This is a genomic window from Citrobacter sp. CK181 (genome assembly GCF_030333595.1).
In the GTDB taxonomy this organism is placed as follows: domain Bacteria; phylum Pseudomonadota; class Gammaproteobacteria; order Enterobacterales; family Enterobacteriaceae; genus Citrobacter_B; species Citrobacter_B koseri.
The window spans coordinates 691,346-707,437 of record NZ_JAOWFN010000014.1; the positions used below are offsets into that span (position 1 = coordinate 691,346).

Consider the following 16,092-nt stretch of genomic DNA (forward strand, 5'->3'; position numbering starts at 1 on the left):
ATAAACCTTAAAGACATATCAGGTCGCTTCTTTTCTACTCAGGGCACTCTGTGTTCAGGCGACACAAAACCGGCCCGTCTTAAATGACAGCAATAACAAAGGATGGATACCCAATCTGCATGTAACGACGACGTTCTGCGATGCCAGAATAGTCACGCCATAAATTATTTTATCCGGTGACAGTCCTCGCGCCATACGGACAAAGCGTGAATACGCACCGCTGCTGTCGCGCACAGTGATTGATGGTAACAACGCCATTTCCCGGGCAATCAATTCGGTTATGAAAAGAGGCCCATAACGCATTGCTGTAGGGGAAAACGTGCAGGATTTTGATGTTTCTTTTTTTCCCGTTCGCCAGGACGCCTGAATCCTCCGGGGAGATAACGGAACCTGTGCGTAAAAAATAATCGCCCTTATACCACAGAATGAACTTAAGATTTTCCGCTCCGCTGGTCAGCGCAAAGGCGGTTCCCGTTGTCGGGCACACCAGGTTATTTTCGACGCTCCACTCCATAACAAACTCCTTTTGTTGTATGTTCGTCCATTAACGCCCTAAGAGAATTACTAATACTCTGCCTCATGTCTAACAGAAATAAGAAAAATCAAAAACCTTACGCTTGAACAGAAAACAAATACTTTATTTACACATTGACAAGGCGATCTGATTTGACTTAATGAAACATATCAGCTAACCCTGCATCTATTTTTTAAAATATCAACAGAATTTATAGCAATCATACAACATAAGATTTAAGTACAGGCCGGATTGTGTCGCAATGGTACTCAGGCAATTTGAGCAAAATAACAAATGAAGGAGTCTGATGTATGGACATAATATTTATTATCTCCTTAATCATAATTGGCTGCATCCTGGCGCTGTCTGGAGGATGGATACTCATTCTGAAAGCCGAAGCTAAAATAGAACAAAAAATAATGGATGGGCTGGAACTCAAAAGGAAAGAGGATCAGAATAATAAAATTCTGCAAAAATATGAGGAGCTGTTAGCAATGGAAATCGAATGGCATACGTATCGAATATCCACCATTGAGTTTTTCATTACAAAAGTGAAGAGTAAAAGCGCCACAGAAACGCCGATAACACAACCGACAATAAGCGGCGACAGCAAACTTTACTCCAAAATAAAAGCATTAATATCTATTTACTTTCCGCATCTACAGGATGATTATAATACGCTGTGTAAAGTTTCAAACTGCTCTATCTATTTTGACTTTATCTACGGCAGATGTACCAGCAGCAATAAAGTCATTACCACACTGACAGAAAAGCGAGCGCAATTTAAATCGCTGTCTACGGAATTTCAAAACAAAATCCGAAAAGAAGTCACCATTACATGATACGTGATTCGCACCCGATGCGGGGCTGAGTCACCGGCAAGGGAATCGCCCTGAAGATAGAGACTGGCGAAGAATGCAGCACATCGTCAGTCATCTCTTCAGGCTGTTTATCCCTTTACGAGGCAGCGCGTAATTGCAGGTCGGTCAGGCAAGTCTGACTGTCATTCGCGGTTTTAAACGAATAAGCCGCTTTTTTCCCCTCATGACTGATTTCAATCATCCCCTCAGTGTTACGCGGCAGCCATAACCCGATAAAGCCATTCTGATAACTTTTCATTTTCTTATGTATCAACACCGTACCGTTCCGATCTGTCACGTTCACATCAAACCAGCTGTCCGGCATTTCTCCCTGGCAACCTGAAAGACTGTGGTTAAAACAGGGATGGGTTTGATATTCATAAGGCGCCAGCGAGAGATAAAATTTCTCACCCAGCGGAAAGGTGTACGTTTCGCCATTCGCCGACAGTTTCAGATCCGTGCTGGTCACAGAAGCGGTATACGGTAAAGGACGCGCCTGAGGGTTTTGATCGATAGCATCCACCATTTGCTCAACCGATTTTCCCGCCAGCCCGCGTTCAGCCAAAAACGCCGTTTCCTGCGTCGATGCCATTGAGATATTACTTAGTGCAATAAATAATAATAAAGACTGAATGATTTTCGGCATAATTATTATCCTTGTACGAATTGTGTTTCACAATTATACGTCTTTTCAGGAAGAAGAAGACAGGCGCACATCAGGTAAAGTTTAGAAAAGATCTGTATGAGCGTGCTAAATAAGCAAAAAAATGAAAGACATGCAGTCTAATAAAAAAGAGTTCAAGTGACCATATCACAATTATGAACTTTTCCCTGTAAAATATATGTTATATAAACAACTAACTGATAACATGTCAACACTGATAAAAGCGTAATACATCAATGTAAACAGAACCGCCTGAGTCCAGAGTCTCATTTATTCTCTCCGGTACATTGTCCTTGCATCTTAAATCCAATGAGAAAAAATAATAATCTTGACAAGATAATTACACAGCATAAATATGAGCAACAAGAAATAAAGGCATAACCTTATAAGCATAAGGAATATTTATGGAAAGGGAACTGTTAAACATAAAAAAAACAGGAAGAAATAAAATAGACCACGACCTTAACTTAAAAATTAATGTCTTTAAAACGTTGCGACAAGAAAATGTCCTGATGAAGGATTATATTAATCTGCTGGAAAACAGAATTATTTTTCTGGAAGGCGTCATTCTGGAGAAAACGAAGAACAAATCATAAGATTCTATTATACAGGCAGGGATGTCTGACTCCGTGTGCCTTGTCGCATAAGTGACTCTATTTATGCGACCTTTTTTTAAACCACATTCGTACCATGACCGAAACGCAGATAGAACTGCCCTGGCGTCATTCCCATAAAACGCCTGAACACGGCAATAAATGCACTCACATTCTCATAACCCGCTAATTGCGCGACAAGGCTGACAGGCTCTCCGCGCAGTAAATATTCCAGAGACAAAATGACTTTCGCTTTTTGCTTCCACTGACCGAATGTTAATCCCGTCTGCTGTATAAAAAGGCGGCTCAACGTCCTGACGCTCAGCCCGGCCTGTTTCGCCAGCTCTGCCTGACTCCGCGTACAGGCCCTGTCGGCCAGTATTTTTTGCGCAATCTGTCTGACCCTTCTGTCGTCGGGAAGGATCAATTGTGAAGAGAGCGCATCAGCATAGCGAATCTCATCGACCATAACCTGCAACAGGTGGGCCAGCCGCTCTGAAGACTCTCCGATGGTTCCCTCCCCACAAATTTTCTCAAGCAACAGCAGTAAAAAAGGCGACGCTGCCCGAACGCACGGCGAGGAGGGAAAGACCCCGCAAAATTCCGCGCTGAAGTGCAGACTGGCGCCATATGCACTCACCGGCATCCACGCGCAATGGGGTAACGACGGCGGAAGCCACCCTACCGAACCGGGCGTCAACGCCCACTGTCCTTGCTCCGTTTCGACCATCACTATGCCACGCGTGATCCAGTACAACTGCCCGCCAGGGTGATGGTGCCACTGAGTCGTATGCTTAGAGGAGTGATGTAAAGGTTGAATGCTTTCTATCATCATGGCCGATTTAACGTATTTATTGTCTTACTACGGTTACTTTGCCACTTCAGTCTGAGGGTAATCTTCCCTGTACACAATCACGATGAGGAAGAGAACATTGAAAAATATGATGCAACGCGTTGCTCAGGCGCTTGATGCCGTTATTTCCCGACCCGGGCACGATGAACACACTATCGAATCATTTTTCACGCCCGATTATCGCCAGACGGTAAATGGCATCGACCTTGATTACGATAACTTCGTCACGCACATGGCAAAACTAAAACAGGTTACTCGTACCATGAAGGTGAACATTCTGGCCATCGCTCAGCAGGGCAATCACGTTCTGACCCATCACCTGGTGACCGTCATCAAAACGAACGGCGAACAGGCACAAACCGAAGTCTTTGCCTGTTTCACATTAGAAAATGGCCGTATTGCTGCCTGTCAGGAATTAACCCGGTTAATCAGCGGCGCCGAAGAAGATAAAATGCTGGGAAGTCTGCGGTGATCGGGAGCGAATTAAGGGACAGATAAAGGCCGGAATGCAACGACAGAACGCAGCCCCGCCTATAAAAATACGGAGTTTGCGGTATATAACAGTCCCCATATGGCAAAGCCGTACACTCTGCTCCCCTGCCATTGCACTATTTAGTTAGCGTCAGTGCGTACCTGTAAGAATAAGCAGCAATCCCCCTCCACTCTCCTTTTTATTAAAACGCCATTTTATATTGCATGCCTGGGCGTTTTTATCCCTTTTGCTCATCCTCTTCACCCACTTTCATTTTAATAAATCTTATTAATTAAAATAATCCACCCTGAATAATGAAACAAAAATAAAACAAACAAAGAACATTTAACTACTTTTCTTTATAAATATAACATTAGCGCGCAAAATATTCTCTTTTTTTGTCGTTACCTGATTGTGTAAATCAATATTACTGAATGTAAGCATCAGATTTTTTCCATTTTGCCTTTCGTTTTATAAGAATTTTAAAATTTAAAGTTACATCTCAGTTACACGATCAGTGCCATATGCTGATAAACAAGAAAAAAAACCAAAACAGCAGACTTATACACTTAATTTAAGTAAATTCTTAAACTGGTATTTTAAGATTGTGTTACATCAATTAGGATCATCACCTAACCTGATGGAAATAATGATGCAGGCTCCATTTTTCCGTTTTCAGGGATTTTACGGATGTAGACAGCAAGACCAGGACGGTTTTGTGACATGAAATGTTCGTCCCCAGGACGGGAGCAAACATACTGGAGTTAATATCAATGAAAAAGCTCGCTATCTCTTCTTTCGTTATCGCGTCATCCTTCGCAGCCTTTAATGTCAGCGCTGCAACCGAGGCTTCTGGCGGTACTATCACCTTTACCGGCCAGGTTACTGATACAACCTGTACAATTAACGGCGGAAACTCTGCTGACCTGACGATTCCATTAGATCCCATCGCCGTTAGCGATGCATCTACCGCAGGTCTGATCCAGAAAAACCGTAAACAATTTACTCTGGAATTTACCGGCTGTACTTCTGCTTCCCTGGGGCAGGACGATGGCGCGGGAAATAAAAATACCCTGAATCTGATCCTGAGTTCAGACAGTATTTCTAACGATGGTCTGTATCTGAACAACACACAGTTGAGAACCGACGGCACGAAGAAAAACGTGGGTATCGCACTCAGTACGCTGGCCAATAGCCAGACGCCGCTGAACCTGCATACTAACCTTGATACGAATGTTGAAGGTGATAGCGCCACTGTCGATCTGTATGCGAACTACTATAAAGTCGGTTCAGACGCTGCCGATACCGGTGCCGTTAACACCATGCTGACTTATACCGTCGCGTATTTATAAGCAACGGGTTAATTTACTCATATAAATAAAGAGCCTGATCCGTCATTATTGACTTATTGTATTCGCGAATTATTTTCACCTTCTGGTGAGGTATTCTTATACCTGCAATTCAGGAGGGAAGAGAGAAAATAAACGCGACCAGGTATATTGATTAGATTAGGCTCTCTTTTTTCAGGTTAATATGAAACGTTCTCTCATTTTTCTAACGCTTATTGCCTTCAGCTTTAGCAGTCTGGCGAATGTTATTATTAGCAATACCAGGGTTATCTATCCTGAAGAACAAAAAGAAACAACGGTTCAGCTGATTAACCGTGGCAACAGTCCGGCGTTAATTCAGGCCTGGATAGACGAAGGTAATCCAGACTCTACGCCAGAAACCGCTCAGGTTCCCTTTTTGCTGACGCCGCCAGTGGTGAAAGTTGAAGGCGGTAGCGGCCAGCAGCTGCGCATTCGCTATACCGGTTCAGCCAACGCGCTGCCTCAGGACAGGGAATCCGTTTATTACCTGAATGTGCTGGATATTCCGCCAAAACAGGAAAATCTTGATGGCAAAAACACGATGCAAATCGCCATTAAGTCGCGCATCAAATTATTTTATCGCCCGACCGAACTCACGATTCCGGCCAGCGATTTACATAAGTATTTATCGTTTAGCGCGCAGGGTAATCAACTTGTCGCCACAAACCGGGCTCCTTATTTCGCATCGATTGCCACAATGAGTTCACGAGGTAAATCTCTTACTGGCGAACCGAAAATGATTGCGCCATTGTCAACACTGACAATACCCACGACAGGGGCGGTTTTATCGGGGCAGGCTTTGGATATTCTGTTAGTTGATGATTACGGTTCATATCAAAAATATTCATTCACCACAAAATAATATAATAATGTCCAAATGAATGGGGATGGCAATGGCTGGTAAAAAGAGTCAATACGCATGTTTATTGCCAATACTGGCGATGATGTCTATTTATAGTCGGGCGTATGCCGTGGCTTTCAATACTGACTTTTTAGCCGGTGACTCTAAAAATGCCGATATGTCGCGTTTTTATCGTGCCTCTGCGCTTCCTCCTGGTGAATACCCGTTTGATGTTTTTATTAACGAGGAGTGGAAAGGCCGCCTTCCCGTTTATATCACGGATAAAGGAACGTTTTTCCAGCATGAGAATATTGCCCAGCTTGGGCTTCTTCCCTCAATAGTCCCTGCCGCAAATAGCGCCAGCGAGCGAGTGGATGTGAATACGTTACTGCACGGAGGCAGTATGAAAGTCAATGCGGCCGATATGTCGCTGCGTCTGACCATTCCCCAGGCGTATATTCGCCAGACGCTGCGCGGTTATGTCGATCCCGTCTTTTGGGATGAAGGCATTCCGGCGCTGATGCTGGGATACAATGCCAACTATAACTACAACGAAGCCAAAGGCGGCGGACGCAATCAGGAAAACGCCTATTTCCAGTTAAACAGCGGGCTGAATGCGTTTGGCTGGCAATTTCGCGATAGCTCCAGCTATAACAAAAGCAAGGGCGTGGAAGGATCATGGACAAACAATACACGCTACGTTGAGCGCGGGATCGCTGCGCTTAAATCGATCATCCGCATGGGTGACAGCTATTCCAGCAACGATCTTTTTGACTCTTTGCGTTTTCGCGGCGTCAGCATGGGCACGGATATGCGCATGTTACCCGATTCTCAGCAGGGCTTTTCCCCGATTGTACGCGGCGTCGCACAGTCTAACGCGCTGGTTAAAATTAGTCAGAACGGGCAGGTTATTTATCAGAAAAACATGTCGCCTGGCCCATTTGAAATTGCGGATATCCTTCCTACCGGCTCAGGCGGCGATCTGAATGTCGAAGTCATTGAAGCAGACGGGCGCACCAGCAGTTTCATCGTCCCCTTTTCTTCGGTGCCAAACATGCTGCAAGAAGGGATTGGGAAATATGGTCTGTTGCTGGGGGAAGCGCGCACGGAAGAAAGCCGCTATCGTCCCCAGTTTGCCCAGGGCAGCTATCAATACGGGATCAATAACCTGATCACCGGTTATACCGGGGTAATTTACAGCGAAGACTATAACGCGTTTCTTCTCGGGAGCGGCCTTAACCTCCCGTTTGGCGCGCTGTCTTTTGACGTCACACAGTCACAAACGCAAATTCCGGCAGATAAAAAAGTCCGCGGGCAAAGTTACAAAGTCGCCTTTAGTCGTTTCTTTAATGTCACCGGGACGAACTTTGCGCTGGCGGCGTATCGCTATTCCACGAAAAACTATTACAGCTTCAATGATGCAATCGCTTTGCATAACTGGCAAAAAGAGAACGCTGACAGCCCTAATGCCAGATATATGCGCCAGAAAAACACCTTTAATATCAACCTGAGCCAGTCTCTGGGTGAGGAACTGGGTTCCCTTTACTTATCAGGAACCTGGCGGGACTACTGGAATGGTCATGGCACAACAAAAGAGTATCAACTGGGGTATTCCAACCACGTTGGCGCCGTAAGTTATACCCTCTCAGCCAGCAGCATGCGTAACGATAATCAGCGCGAAGAGCGACGTTATTACCTCACATTCTCGGTGCCCCTGAGTCTCTTTGAACGGCCCGTTTTCCTCAACAGCAGCGTTACATTTAATCGTGACGGCTATTCCGACACGAACGTGGGGATCAGCGGAACCGCAGGCGAATTTAATCAGGCGACCTATAGCGTCAGCGGCAGCAACCGTCGCGGTGGAAATAACTCGGCCAGCAGCAGCCTGAGCTATCGCACTGCGTTTACCACCTTAAACGGTAGCTATAGCGAGTCAGGAGACTATCGTCAGATCGGCGCGGGAGCCAGCGGTAGCCTGGTGGCTTATCGGGGCGGCCTGCTGACGTCCAGCCAGTTGGGCGATACCTTCGCAATTATCGACGCGCCAGGCGCTCAAGGGGCCACGCTGGGCGGCGACGGCACACGCACCACGAATACCGCCGGGAAAGCGTTGGTTCCTTACCTGTCCCCGTACCGTAAAAACCGAATCCAGTTAGATACCACCCATATGAAGGAAGGCGTTGAGCTGAAAGGCAATATCCAGGAAGTGGTGCCTTATGCGGGTTCCGTCACCTATGTGCGCTTCGATACCGACCAACGGCGGCAGTTCATGTTGCCAGCACGGGCCGTTAACGGGCGCCCTCTCCCCTTCGGCACCGAAATTTTTGACGATGCTGGCGCCAGCGTCGGATATGTCGCCCAGGGAGGAATGTTGTACCTGAAAACGGAACAGCTCCCGTCACGTTTACATATCAAAACCAGCAGTGACGGCCGCCAAAGCTGTGTTATTAGCCAGCCGACCCACGATGGTCAGATAAATATTTGCCGCTAATGGCAGGAGCAGAGGATGAAAATCACTATCCGTACAATAACGTTAATTCTTGCCTGGCTACTGGGATCGATAAGCTATGGCGTACAGGCCTCCTGTAAAAGCGATTCCGGCGCGCAAAAAGAGAGCAATCTGGTGCTCAACCTGGATTCACTTTCCCTCAGCAGCGAAACCACAGGTTCGCAGAACCTGTCGCTGTCATCCGGTACGTTTAGCTGTACCGGCGAATGGATTGGTTATGCTAACCGTGTTGCCATTATCTCTGAAATGGCCAACAGCACGGCCTATATCAATTATGGTAACTATGTATTGCAATTCACCATCGGCAATATTGTACCCACGAAAAAAGACTATAGTCGCTCTGGAGAAAGTCATATTCCCGGTACTTCGCTGAATAACGTGGTCTATACCTATAAGGCTAAGTTACTCAAAAGCGTACCGAGCGGCGCCAACCCGGCCTATGTCTATAACGTTGGCCCGGACGCAACCAGTATTACTCTTGCTCACGCTATATCCGTTGTTGATGCTTCAGGTATCGATTTCTGGTTTCCCGGCGTTAATTTAGCTGAATTCATTAAATGGATATTAGGCCTTATCGGTTCTGACGAAGAGAAACGCCTGTTCTACCAGAATATCACGATCAATTATCGTCCTCATGTCAGCACCTGTAGCATCCCGGATACGACGGTCACGCTACCGGAAACCGATCTTACCAGCCTGATATCCGCAGGAAAGGAAGCGCAGTTTTATGAAAACTTCACTCTGCATGCCGAATGTAGCGACCTGTTAGAAGGCATGAGCACACGCACCATTCAGTTTTATCTCAGTAGCGCCAGCGTCGATACGGATAAATACACCCTGAAAAACACCCAGGGAACGGCAAGGAATATTGGAGTGCGAATTATGCGTGCCGATACCAGTAAAAAAATTGCCATCAGCCAGACAGAGCTTACCGCAGGTAATATTACCAGCGAGTATGAGCTCTATAAGATTGCGCAGTGGGGAAGCAATTTTGATATTCCACTGAGAGCATATTATTACATCTATGGTGCAAAACCGACGGAAGGCAGAATACAGACCACAGCGAAAGTAAATATCATTTACCCATGATAAAAGGCGAGAAACAGAATAGTCATCTACTGAAATAATCAGAAGCCTCAACAAAAAAAGAAAGATATTTATACACAAAATCATTTGAGAAGCATCGAGGCGGCAAGTGAATGAGCCCCCAGGAGCGTACACGTAGTACGTGACCGGGGTGAATGAGCGCAGCCAACAAAGAGGCAGCCTGAAGGATGAAGTGTATATCAACACCTTATCATGGTGTGTTTTAATAGCATCACTATTATTTTCTTATTTTATAAATAGTTACAGTTAAATTTTACATCTTGTCATTATTGTAAATGATATGCGGATCGAAAAATATAATGCGTACACTACAGAACGATCAATTTCTTTATCTCAGCAGTGAGGACTCCCCCTGTAATCCTTCCACTGCAAGATTTGATTTAGTCATGATAGAAAACTCTGTCAAGTCATTAAATAGCGTTACGCAGCCGCTCCATTCAACGTTAATTATTGATACCGATAACTATATGATTAATTTTCTTTGCAAACACCTGATCAACCCTTTAGTACTACACACCAGCCCGACATTCAGAGAAGCAAAATACAAAATAGAAAACCATATTATTGATAATGTCGTCATGGAAGTTTTTACTCTGGAGGAGAGTGCGCTGGAGGCGCTTAATTTCATTTATGATATGCAGATAAACTATCCTGGCATTCGCTTAACGGTGTTTACTTTTACGCGTAACAGTTACCTGCTTCAGGTTCTGCGAAGTTTTCATTATATCAATATCGTTTCTAAGTATGAACCCATGTCTGAGCTTAATCATGCCGTTCATGCCTGCTGGCTGGATGAGGCTTTTTACAGCCAGTACATTAACGATCTCATGGCTGAAATAGAACAGCCGGATTCTTTTGACGACATTGAATGGACCGTGCTGACCGAACTGGCCCACAGCACGCCTACCCATGACATCGCAAAAATAATAAATAAACGCTATCACACGCTTTTTTACTACATCAAAAAGATCAATAAAAAGCTGCATCTAAGCACTAAAAATGAACACATAAAAATGCTGAAAGCGATAAACAGTAATCCACTAAAAAGTGCAAGCATATCTTATCGCGACCGATTTAATTAATCCCAGAAAAGCCCGATGCACCGTTTATAATTAAAAAGGATATGCCATTATTATGAAACTCATGTGCCGTATCGAACCTATCATTCATGTCCAGACCGGTAGACGGATTGGCGGTGAGGTGCTCTGCCAGCCGGAAGGGGCAGATCCAGAGCTATTTTTCCGCTCTGTTTCGCCAGAACTCCTGTCACATATTGTTCAGGAACAGATATGCACGGGAGTAGCAAATCAGCACGATCGCAATGGCATTTTATTTTTGAATATTACGACTCCATTGCTTATGAATCTGATGTGGCTCAGATCGATTCTTGCCATGTTACCCGGCCCAAAGGTCATTGAAATTGATTGCCAGCAAAGCGAGTCTTATTTTCCGCGACTTGTACCGCATATTGATGCAATTCTGACCCTAATGCGCGCTTTTAATACTCAACTTTGGCTGGACGATCTCTATGTCAGGCATATTCCGTTAATTGCGCAACTCCCCTTTCGCTTTGATGGGATTAAGATTGATAAACATGAACTCTGGAGAATATCCGCTGAACAGGATACCCCAGCAATGACAACGCTGGTAAAGCAGGTGGAATATCTGACGGATCATGTTCTGGTGGAAGGCGTTGAAAATGAATACCAGCACCGCTTTATTTCGGAGAGCGACGTACATTATGCCCAGGGATTTCTCTGGCCCGTTGATGAGCGAGAATCATTCGTAATAACGATTTAAATATTAAGGAAACCAGCATATTTCAAATATAAAAAAGGGATTCAAATGAAGTCGAAAATAGTGATAGTGTCTGATGACGTCTATTATCTGACGGGTATATCGAAAGGGATGAAAGAGTCAGGTACGCGTGTTGAAAGCATTTTTTTAAGCGATGCTGCCGAGTTTGAACGTTTCACACTAACCACCTCTTTTTCGCTATCAAAAGATACCGTTGTGTTGCTCTCCGTCAGAGAGCCGGGTTTACTCGACAGGTTAATAACCTTTTTCTTTAGTAAGGTTACGCTGTGCATATCACCGTCAGGCCTGCATTCCCGTCGCCATTTCTTTTGCCAGTACGGTGTATATTACTTCAATAAAAACAAAACATTATCAGAATTAAACGATATTCTGATAGCTATTTCAAATAGAAAAAATACGGAAAGTAACACCATCACTGACAAAGAGTTTTTTATTCTCAGTGAGTTAGTCCGCGCCGGGAATGTGAAACGAATGTACAGCGCAATAAACATCTCTGAAAAAACGGTCTCTTACTACAAGAGGTCGGCATTAAAAAAGATGGGATTACTGAGCAGCCAAAATTACTTATGTATCCACCCGGCACTCTCCGCCGTTAAGACCATTCAACGGCACTGAGCCCCGTCTGAAACTTGTCTGGCGATGCTGGTACGAGGAGAAGTCAGCCAAATAGTAAACATTTAAAGTTTCGTTATAAGAAAGAACGAATCCCTATTTCATGCGCCGTCAATATGCTGCTAGCTTCGCTGGTTTGTATATACAAGTAAATTCATGCATTTCTTTGCGGGGAAACGGGGATGAGCATAAAAAACAAACTGGCAGCCTCCTGGCTGGCGCTGGGGTTGTTCGCAGCGCAGGCGCAGGCAGCGGATTTCGTTGTGGGCAGCAAAAACTTTACCGAACAATATATTCTGGCGGAAATCTATGCCCAGGCACTGGAGCAATCCGGTCTTTCCGTTGAACGCAAAACAAACCTGGGCGGGACGCTAATCGCCCACGCCGCGCTGCTGAAAGGCGAAATTGATATGTACCCGGAATATACCGGTACGGCGCTCAGCGCAGTGGTCAAAGGAAAGCCCTCCTCCGATGCCGCACAGGTGTTTAAGCAGGTCAGCGACGCCTACCAGCAGCAATATCATCTCACCTGGCTGCAACCAGCCCGCGTGAACAACGGCTACGCACTGCTGGTGAGCAAACAAACCGCAGAGAAATACCACCTGAAAACGCTCTCCGATCTCGCCAAAGCCGCGCCGGAACTGACCATCGGCGCAGGTGCGGAGTTTGGCGACCGTCAGGACGGCCTGAAAGGGCTGGAGCAGACCTACGGCATTAAATTTAAAGCCTTCCGCCAGTTTGCCAAAGTCGGCCTGCGCTACGACGCCCTTGCTGCCGGGCAAATAGACGTCGCAAACGGCTTCGCAACCGACTGGCAAATCGCGGAAAACCAGTATGTCGCACTGGAAGACGACAAACAACTCTTCCCTCCCTACGAAGTTGCGCCGGTCGTGCGCGATACAGCACTACAGGCACATCCTCAGGTTCGCGACATTTTAAATAACATCAGCCAGTTGCTTGATAACGCCACGATGCAAAAACTGAATGCGGAAGTGGAAAAGAATAAAGAAGAACCGCGCGATGTGGCGGAAGACTTTTTGCGCGCAAAAGGCGTAATTAAATAGGGTACGACCGTGACAACGACACTTTTTCTGGGCGACGCGCCGCTCACGCTTGATGACATGCGAGCTGTCGCTGGCTGCGGCCAGACTGTCGCGCTGGGGGCGCAGGCGCAGCAGGCCATCAGCGCGTCCTTTGATTTTCTGCTGCACAGCATCAGCGCCGGAAAACATATCTATGGCGTCACCACCGGGCTTGGCGCTAATGTCGATACGACGCTGCTGCACACGCAAAATGACCGTCACGATGAGGATCTGCTACAGGCGATTCAGCGACGAATCCCGCTGGCGCGGGCGGTCGGCGTCGGCCAGCAGGCAACGCCCGCACAGGTTCGCGCGATCATGCTGGCGCGTCTTGCGGGTTTCGTGCAGGGCGCATCGGGTATTTCTCTGCCCGTGGCGCAGACGCTGCTGGCCTTTATCAACGAAGGCATCCATCCGCGCGTTCCGCTTATCGGATCTATTGGCGAAGCGGATCTCGCGCCGCTGGCGCATATCGGACGCGCGCTCATCGGCGATGGCGAAGCGGAATATCAGGGTACGGTGGCGCCGGTCTCCGCACTGCTGAACCAGACGGGTCTGACGCCTGCGCCGCTGCGTGGAAAAGACGGGCTGGCGCTGGTGTCGTCTAACGCCGCCAGCGTCGGCCTCGCCGCGCTGCTGCTGCACGACGCCGCCCGGCTTATGAACGCCCACGCGGGCGCTATCGCGCTCTCGTTTGAAGCGTTTCGCGCTAATATCTCGCCGCTGACGCCCTGGGCGGCGCGGATGCGCCCCGCACCACAACAGGCTAAGACCGCCGCGTATCTGCTGGCGCTGCTGGAAGGCAGCCCGCTACTCCAGCCCGGCAGCGCGCGTTCGTTGCAGGACCCGCTCAGCTTCCGCTGCGTCGCGCCGGTGCTGGCCTGCGTTTGCCATGCCTGGTTGAATGCCCGCGCGGCGGTGGAACTGGAACTCAACAGCGCCGACGACAATCCCGGCCTGCTGGCTGAGTCTGAACAGGTCCTGGCAAATGCCAATTTTGATGCCACGCATCTGGCACTGGCACTGGAAAGCCTCGGGCTGGCTCTCGCCCGCCATGCCGCATGCAGCGGCGAACGCATCATGAAACTGATGTCACCCGCCGCCAGCGGCCTGCCGCGTTTTCTCACCCGCCACGCCGGGCAGACAGGCTTCGCCACGCTGCAAAAGACGGTTTCCGCGCTGGTCAGCGATATCGCCCATCATGCCCAGCCGCTCTCCCCGCTGACGATGCCGGTAGCCGATCGGATTGAAGATTACGCCTCGCAGGCAATGGGGGTGGTCGCCAAAACCACACGACTACTGGAAAGCCTGCACTATCTGGTGGCCATTGAACTGTTGGTCGCCGCGCAGGCGCTGGATCTTCAGGCGTCGCCACGGCCAGGACGCTATGCAACGGCATTACACGACAAGATTCGCGCTCGGGTGGCGCCGCTGGATGAAGATCGCGCCAGCGCTGGCGATATTTCCGTTCTGGCCGACGCGATAATGCAGCCGGAATGGCTTGCAGGCCAGACCGTATTGCTGGAGACCTCCTGATGCGCTGGGCGACGCGACACTATGACGACATTCTGCTGGCGCTCTGGCAGCATCTGGTACTGGTCGGCGCCGCAATGCTGATGGCGTTCACTATTTCACTGTTTCTCGGCATTACCACCGCCCGCCGCCCGCGACTGTATGCGCTGGTGATGGCGGTCACCGGCATGATTTTTTCCATTCCAGGGCTGGCGCTATTCGCACTGCTCATCCCGTGGCTCGGCATCGGAATGCTCCCGGCGATTGTCGGGCTGACAGCCTATGCGCTGATGATCCTGACCCGCAATATTGCCACCGGTTTTCATGCCATTCCGCTGGACGTCCGCGAAGCGGCGCGCGGAATGGGATATGGCGCCTGGCGCAATCTGCGCGAAGTGGAACTGCCGCTGGCGCTACCGTTCATCATCACCGGACTGCGCATTGCCACTACCACGCTTATCGGCATCGCTACGGTCGCGGCATATATCAACGCCGGTGGACTTGGCGCAATTATTCTCGCCGGGCTGGATCAGCGCTATCCAGAGAAAATATTTATCGGCGGCGGCCTGACGTCGCTGCTGGCGATCGGCGCGGATCTGTTTTTTGTCCGGCTACAGCGGCGCGTTTTACAGGGGAGAGACCAATGATAATCCAGGCATGGCTATGGGTGCTGGATAACCAGCCGCTGTTCTGGCAGGCAGTGTGGCAGCATCTGATGATGTGCGGGCTGGCGCTCAGCATCGCCCTGATTATTGCTATCCCGACGGGCGTGCTGATCGCGAACATCCCTCGCCTCGCTTTTATCATCACCAGCGGCGCCAGCACGCTGCGGACGATCCCAAGTCTGGCGATCCTTGCGGCGGTCATGCCGTTTCTCGGTATTGGCCTGCTGCCTTCAGTCGTCGCGCTGGTGGTGCTGGCCGTGCCGCCGATTTTGCTCAACACCTGCACCAGCATTCAGTCCGTGAACCCGGATACGCTCTCAGCGGCGCACGGCATGGGCCTCACGCCCTGGCAGGTCACAGGCAAAATCGTACTGCCTCTGGCGGCTCCCGGCATTCTCGCCGGCTGCCGTACCGCCGCCGTACAGGTTGTCGGCGGCGCGGCTCTGGCGTCATTTATCGGTGGCGGCGGTCTGGGGGATTTTGTCACCACCGGCATTGCCATCATGGACATGTCGCGCCTGCTGGTCGGCGCGGTGCCGATTATTCTGCTCGCTATGGCTATCGAAGCGCTTTTCTCCCTGCTTGAGCGCCTGTTTTCTCAGCCGGCGTAAAGGGCTAAT

17 protein-coding genes are annotated in these 16,092 nt (G+C 48.5%); 14 read left to right on the forward strand and 3 right to left on the reverse strand.

The genetic code is table 11. From position 1 onward, the window contains the following. Nucleotides 1-169: 169 nt before the first annotated feature. Complete coding sequence (locus OGW17_RS16780; RefSeq protein WP_047458657.1) at nucleotides 170-514, reverse strand: anti-adapter protein IraM; 345 nt, start codon at nucleotides 512-514, stop codon at nucleotides 170-172. Nucleotides 515-825: 311 nt separating this feature from the next. Here OGW17_RS16780 and OGW17_RS16785 point away from each other — a divergent pair, with 311 nt between their 5' ends. Beyond that, the gene (locus OGW17_RS16785; RefSeq protein WP_012133729.1) at nucleotides 826-1,356 is read left to right on the forward strand and encodes a hypothetical protein; all 531 of its coding nucleotides are present in this window, start codon (nucleotides 826-828) and stop codon (nucleotides 1,354-1,356) included. A 115-nt stretch (nucleotides 1,357-1,471) separates the two neighbouring features. On the opposite strand, the gene cueP is transcribed toward OGW17_RS16785, so the two are convergent. Next, nucleotides 1,472-2,020 carry a copper-binding periplasmic metallochaperone CueP gene (cueP, locus tag OGW17_RS16790; protein ID WP_071260005.1) on the reverse strand — a complete coding sequence of 183 codons (549 nt, stop codon included), beginning with the start codon at nucleotides 2,018-2,020 and terminating at the stop codon, nucleotides 1,472-1,474. A gap of 422 nt (nucleotides 2,021-2,442) precedes the next feature. Between cueP and OGW17_RS16795 the strand changes: the two genes are divergently transcribed. Then, entirely contained in the window at nucleotides 2,443-2,634 is a 192-nt protein-coding gene (locus OGW17_RS16795; RefSeq protein ID WP_049009530.1) for a hypothetical protein, read from the forward strand. Nucleotides 2,635-2,710: 76 nt separating this feature from the next. Here OGW17_RS16795 and OGW17_RS16800 read toward each other — a convergent pair whose 3' ends face one another. Further along, nucleotides 2,711-3,466 carry an AraC family transcriptional regulator gene (locus OGW17_RS16800; protein WP_071260007.1) on the reverse strand — a complete coding sequence of 252 codons (756 nt, stop codon included), beginning with the start codon at nucleotides 3,464-3,466 and terminating at the stop codon, nucleotides 2,711-2,713. Between the two features lie 106 nt (nucleotides 3,467-3,572). Here OGW17_RS16800 and OGW17_RS16805 point away from each other — a divergent pair, with 106 nt between their 5' ends. From OGW17_RS16805 to OGW17_RS16860, 12 genes are all read left to right on the forward strand, one after another. Then, nucleotides 3,573-3,956 carry a nuclear transport factor 2 family protein gene (locus OGW17_RS16805; RefSeq protein ID WP_225622040.1) on the forward strand — a complete coding sequence of 128 codons (384 nt, stop codon included), beginning with the start codon at nucleotides 3,573-3,575 and terminating at the stop codon, nucleotides 3,954-3,956. Between the two features lie 773 nt (nucleotides 3,957-4,729). After that, nucleotides 4,730-5,308, forward strand: a complete 579-nt coding sequence (locus OGW17_RS16810) for a fimbrial protein (RefSeq protein ID WP_024130637.1) — start codon at nucleotides 4,730-4,732, stop codon at nucleotides 5,306-5,308. A 181-nt stretch (nucleotides 5,309-5,489) separates the two neighbouring features. Beyond that, complete coding sequence (locus OGW17_RS16815) at nucleotides 5,490-6,188, forward strand: fimbrial biogenesis chaperone (protein ID WP_049009526.1); 699 nt, start codon at nucleotides 5,490-5,492, stop codon at nucleotides 6,186-6,188. A gap of 31 nt (nucleotides 6,189-6,219) precedes the next feature. Then, the gene (locus OGW17_RS16820) at nucleotides 6,220-8,658 is read left to right on the forward strand and encodes a fimbria/pilus outer membrane usher protein (RefSeq protein ID WP_071260011.1); all 2,439 of its coding nucleotides are present in this window, start codon (nucleotides 6,220-6,222) and stop codon (nucleotides 8,656-8,658) included. A gap of 15 nt (nucleotides 8,659-8,673) precedes the next feature. Then, nucleotides 8,674-9,765, forward strand: a complete 1,092-nt coding sequence (locus tag OGW17_RS16825) for a fimbrial protein (RefSeq protein ID WP_047458669.1) — start codon at nucleotides 8,674-8,676, stop codon at nucleotides 9,763-9,765. A 317-nt stretch (nucleotides 9,766-10,082) separates the two neighbouring features. After that, nucleotides 10,083-10,865, forward strand: a complete 783-nt coding sequence (locus OGW17_RS16830) for a hypothetical protein (protein ID WP_123907353.1) — start codon at nucleotides 10,083-10,085, stop codon at nucleotides 10,863-10,865. Between the two features lie 52 nt (nucleotides 10,866-10,917). Further along, nucleotides 10,918-11,583, forward strand: a complete 666-nt coding sequence (locus OGW17_RS16835; protein ID WP_071260014.1) for an EAL domain-containing protein — start codon at nucleotides 10,918-10,920, stop codon at nucleotides 11,581-11,583. 45 nt (nucleotides 11,584-11,628) lie between these two features. Next, nucleotides 11,629-12,216, forward strand: a complete 588-nt coding sequence (locus tag OGW17_RS16840; RefSeq protein ID WP_071260017.1) for a LuxR C-terminal-related transcriptional regulator — start codon at nucleotides 11,629-11,631, stop codon at nucleotides 12,214-12,216. Nucleotides 12,217-12,395: 179 nt separating this feature from the next. Continuing rightward, the gene (locus tag OGW17_RS16845) at nucleotides 12,396-13,277 is read left to right on the forward strand and encodes a glycine betaine ABC transporter substrate-binding protein (protein ID WP_071260020.1); all 882 of its coding nucleotides are present in this window, start codon (nucleotides 12,396-12,398) and stop codon (nucleotides 13,275-13,277) included. A gap of 9 nt (nucleotides 13,278-13,286) precedes the next feature. Further along, nucleotides 13,287-14,831: an HAL/PAL/TAL family ammonia-lyase gene (locus OGW17_RS16850; RefSeq protein ID WP_081353226.1), complete on the forward strand. Its 1,545-nt coding sequence runs from the start codon at nucleotides 13,287-13,289 to the stop codon at nucleotides 14,829-14,831. Continuing rightward, complete coding sequence (locus OGW17_RS16855; RefSeq protein ID WP_071260023.1) at nucleotides 14,831-15,454, forward strand: ABC transporter permease; 624 nt, start codon at nucleotides 14,831-14,833, stop codon at nucleotides 15,452-15,454. Before OGW17_RS16850 ends, OGW17_RS16855 begins: the two co-directional genes overlap by 1 nt. Beyond that, nucleotides 15,451-16,083, forward strand: coding sequence for an ABC transporter permease (locus OGW17_RS16860; RefSeq protein ID WP_071260025.1), 633 nt, complete (start codon nucleotides 15,451-15,453; stop codon nucleotides 16,081-16,083). Before OGW17_RS16855 ends, OGW17_RS16860 begins: the two co-directional genes overlap by 4 nt. Nucleotides 16,084-16,092 lie beyond the last annotated feature (9 nt).

Coding starts and splice junctions, on each gene's coding strand:
- OGW17_RS16780 (WP_047458657.1), bottom strand. CDS start 514: ATGGAGTGGAGCGTCGAAAATAACCTGGTGTGCCCGACAACGGGAACC.
- OGW17_RS16785 (WP_012133729.1), top strand. CDS start 826: ATGGACATAATATTTATTATCTCCTTAATCATAATTGGCTGCATCCTG.
- cueP (WP_071260005.1), bottom strand. CDS start 2,020: ATGCCGAAAATCATTCAGTCTTTATTATTATTTATTGCACTAAGTAAT.
- OGW17_RS16795 (WP_049009530.1), top strand. CDS start 2,443: ATGGAAAGGGAACTGTTAAACATAAAAAAAACAGGAAGAAATAAAATA.
- OGW17_RS16800 (WP_071260007.1), bottom strand. CDS start 3,466: ATGATGATAGAAAGCATTCAACCTTTACATCACTCCTCTAAGCATACG.
- OGW17_RS16805 (WP_225622040.1), top strand. CDS start 3,573: ATGATGCAACGCGTTGCTCAGGCGCTTGATGCCGTTATTTCCCGACCC.
- OGW17_RS16810 (WP_024130637.1), top strand. CDS start 4,730: ATGAAAAAGCTCGCTATCTCTTCTTTCGTTATCGCGTCATCCTTCGCA.
- OGW17_RS16815 (WP_049009526.1), top strand. CDS start 5,490: ATGAAACGTTCTCTCATTTTTCTAACGCTTATTGCCTTCAGCTTTAGC.
- OGW17_RS16820 (WP_071260011.1), top strand. CDS start 6,220: ATGGCTGGTAAAAAGAGTCAATACGCATGTTTATTGCCAATACTGGCG.
- OGW17_RS16825 (WP_047458669.1), top strand. CDS start 8,674: ATGAAAATCACTATCCGTACAATAACGTTAATTCTTGCCTGGCTACTG.
- OGW17_RS16830 (WP_123907353.1), top strand. CDS start 10,083: ATGCGTACACTACAGAACGATCAATTTCTTTATCTCAGCAGTGAGGAC.
- OGW17_RS16835 (WP_071260014.1), top strand. CDS start 10,918: ATGAAACTCATGTGCCGTATCGAACCTATCATTCATGTCCAGACCGGT.
- OGW17_RS16840 (WP_071260017.1), top strand. CDS start 11,629: ATGAAGTCGAAAATAGTGATAGTGTCTGATGACGTCTATTATCTGACG.
- OGW17_RS16845 (WP_071260020.1), top strand. CDS start 12,396: ATGAGCATAAAAAACAAACTGGCAGCCTCCTGGCTGGCGCTGGGGTTG.
- OGW17_RS16855 (WP_071260023.1), top strand. CDS start 14,831: ATGCGCTGGGCGACGCGACACTATGACGACATTCTGCTGGCGCTCTGG.
- OGW17_RS16860 (WP_071260025.1), top strand. CDS start 15,451: ATGATAATCCAGGCATGGCTATGGGTGCTGGATAACCAGCCGCTGTTC.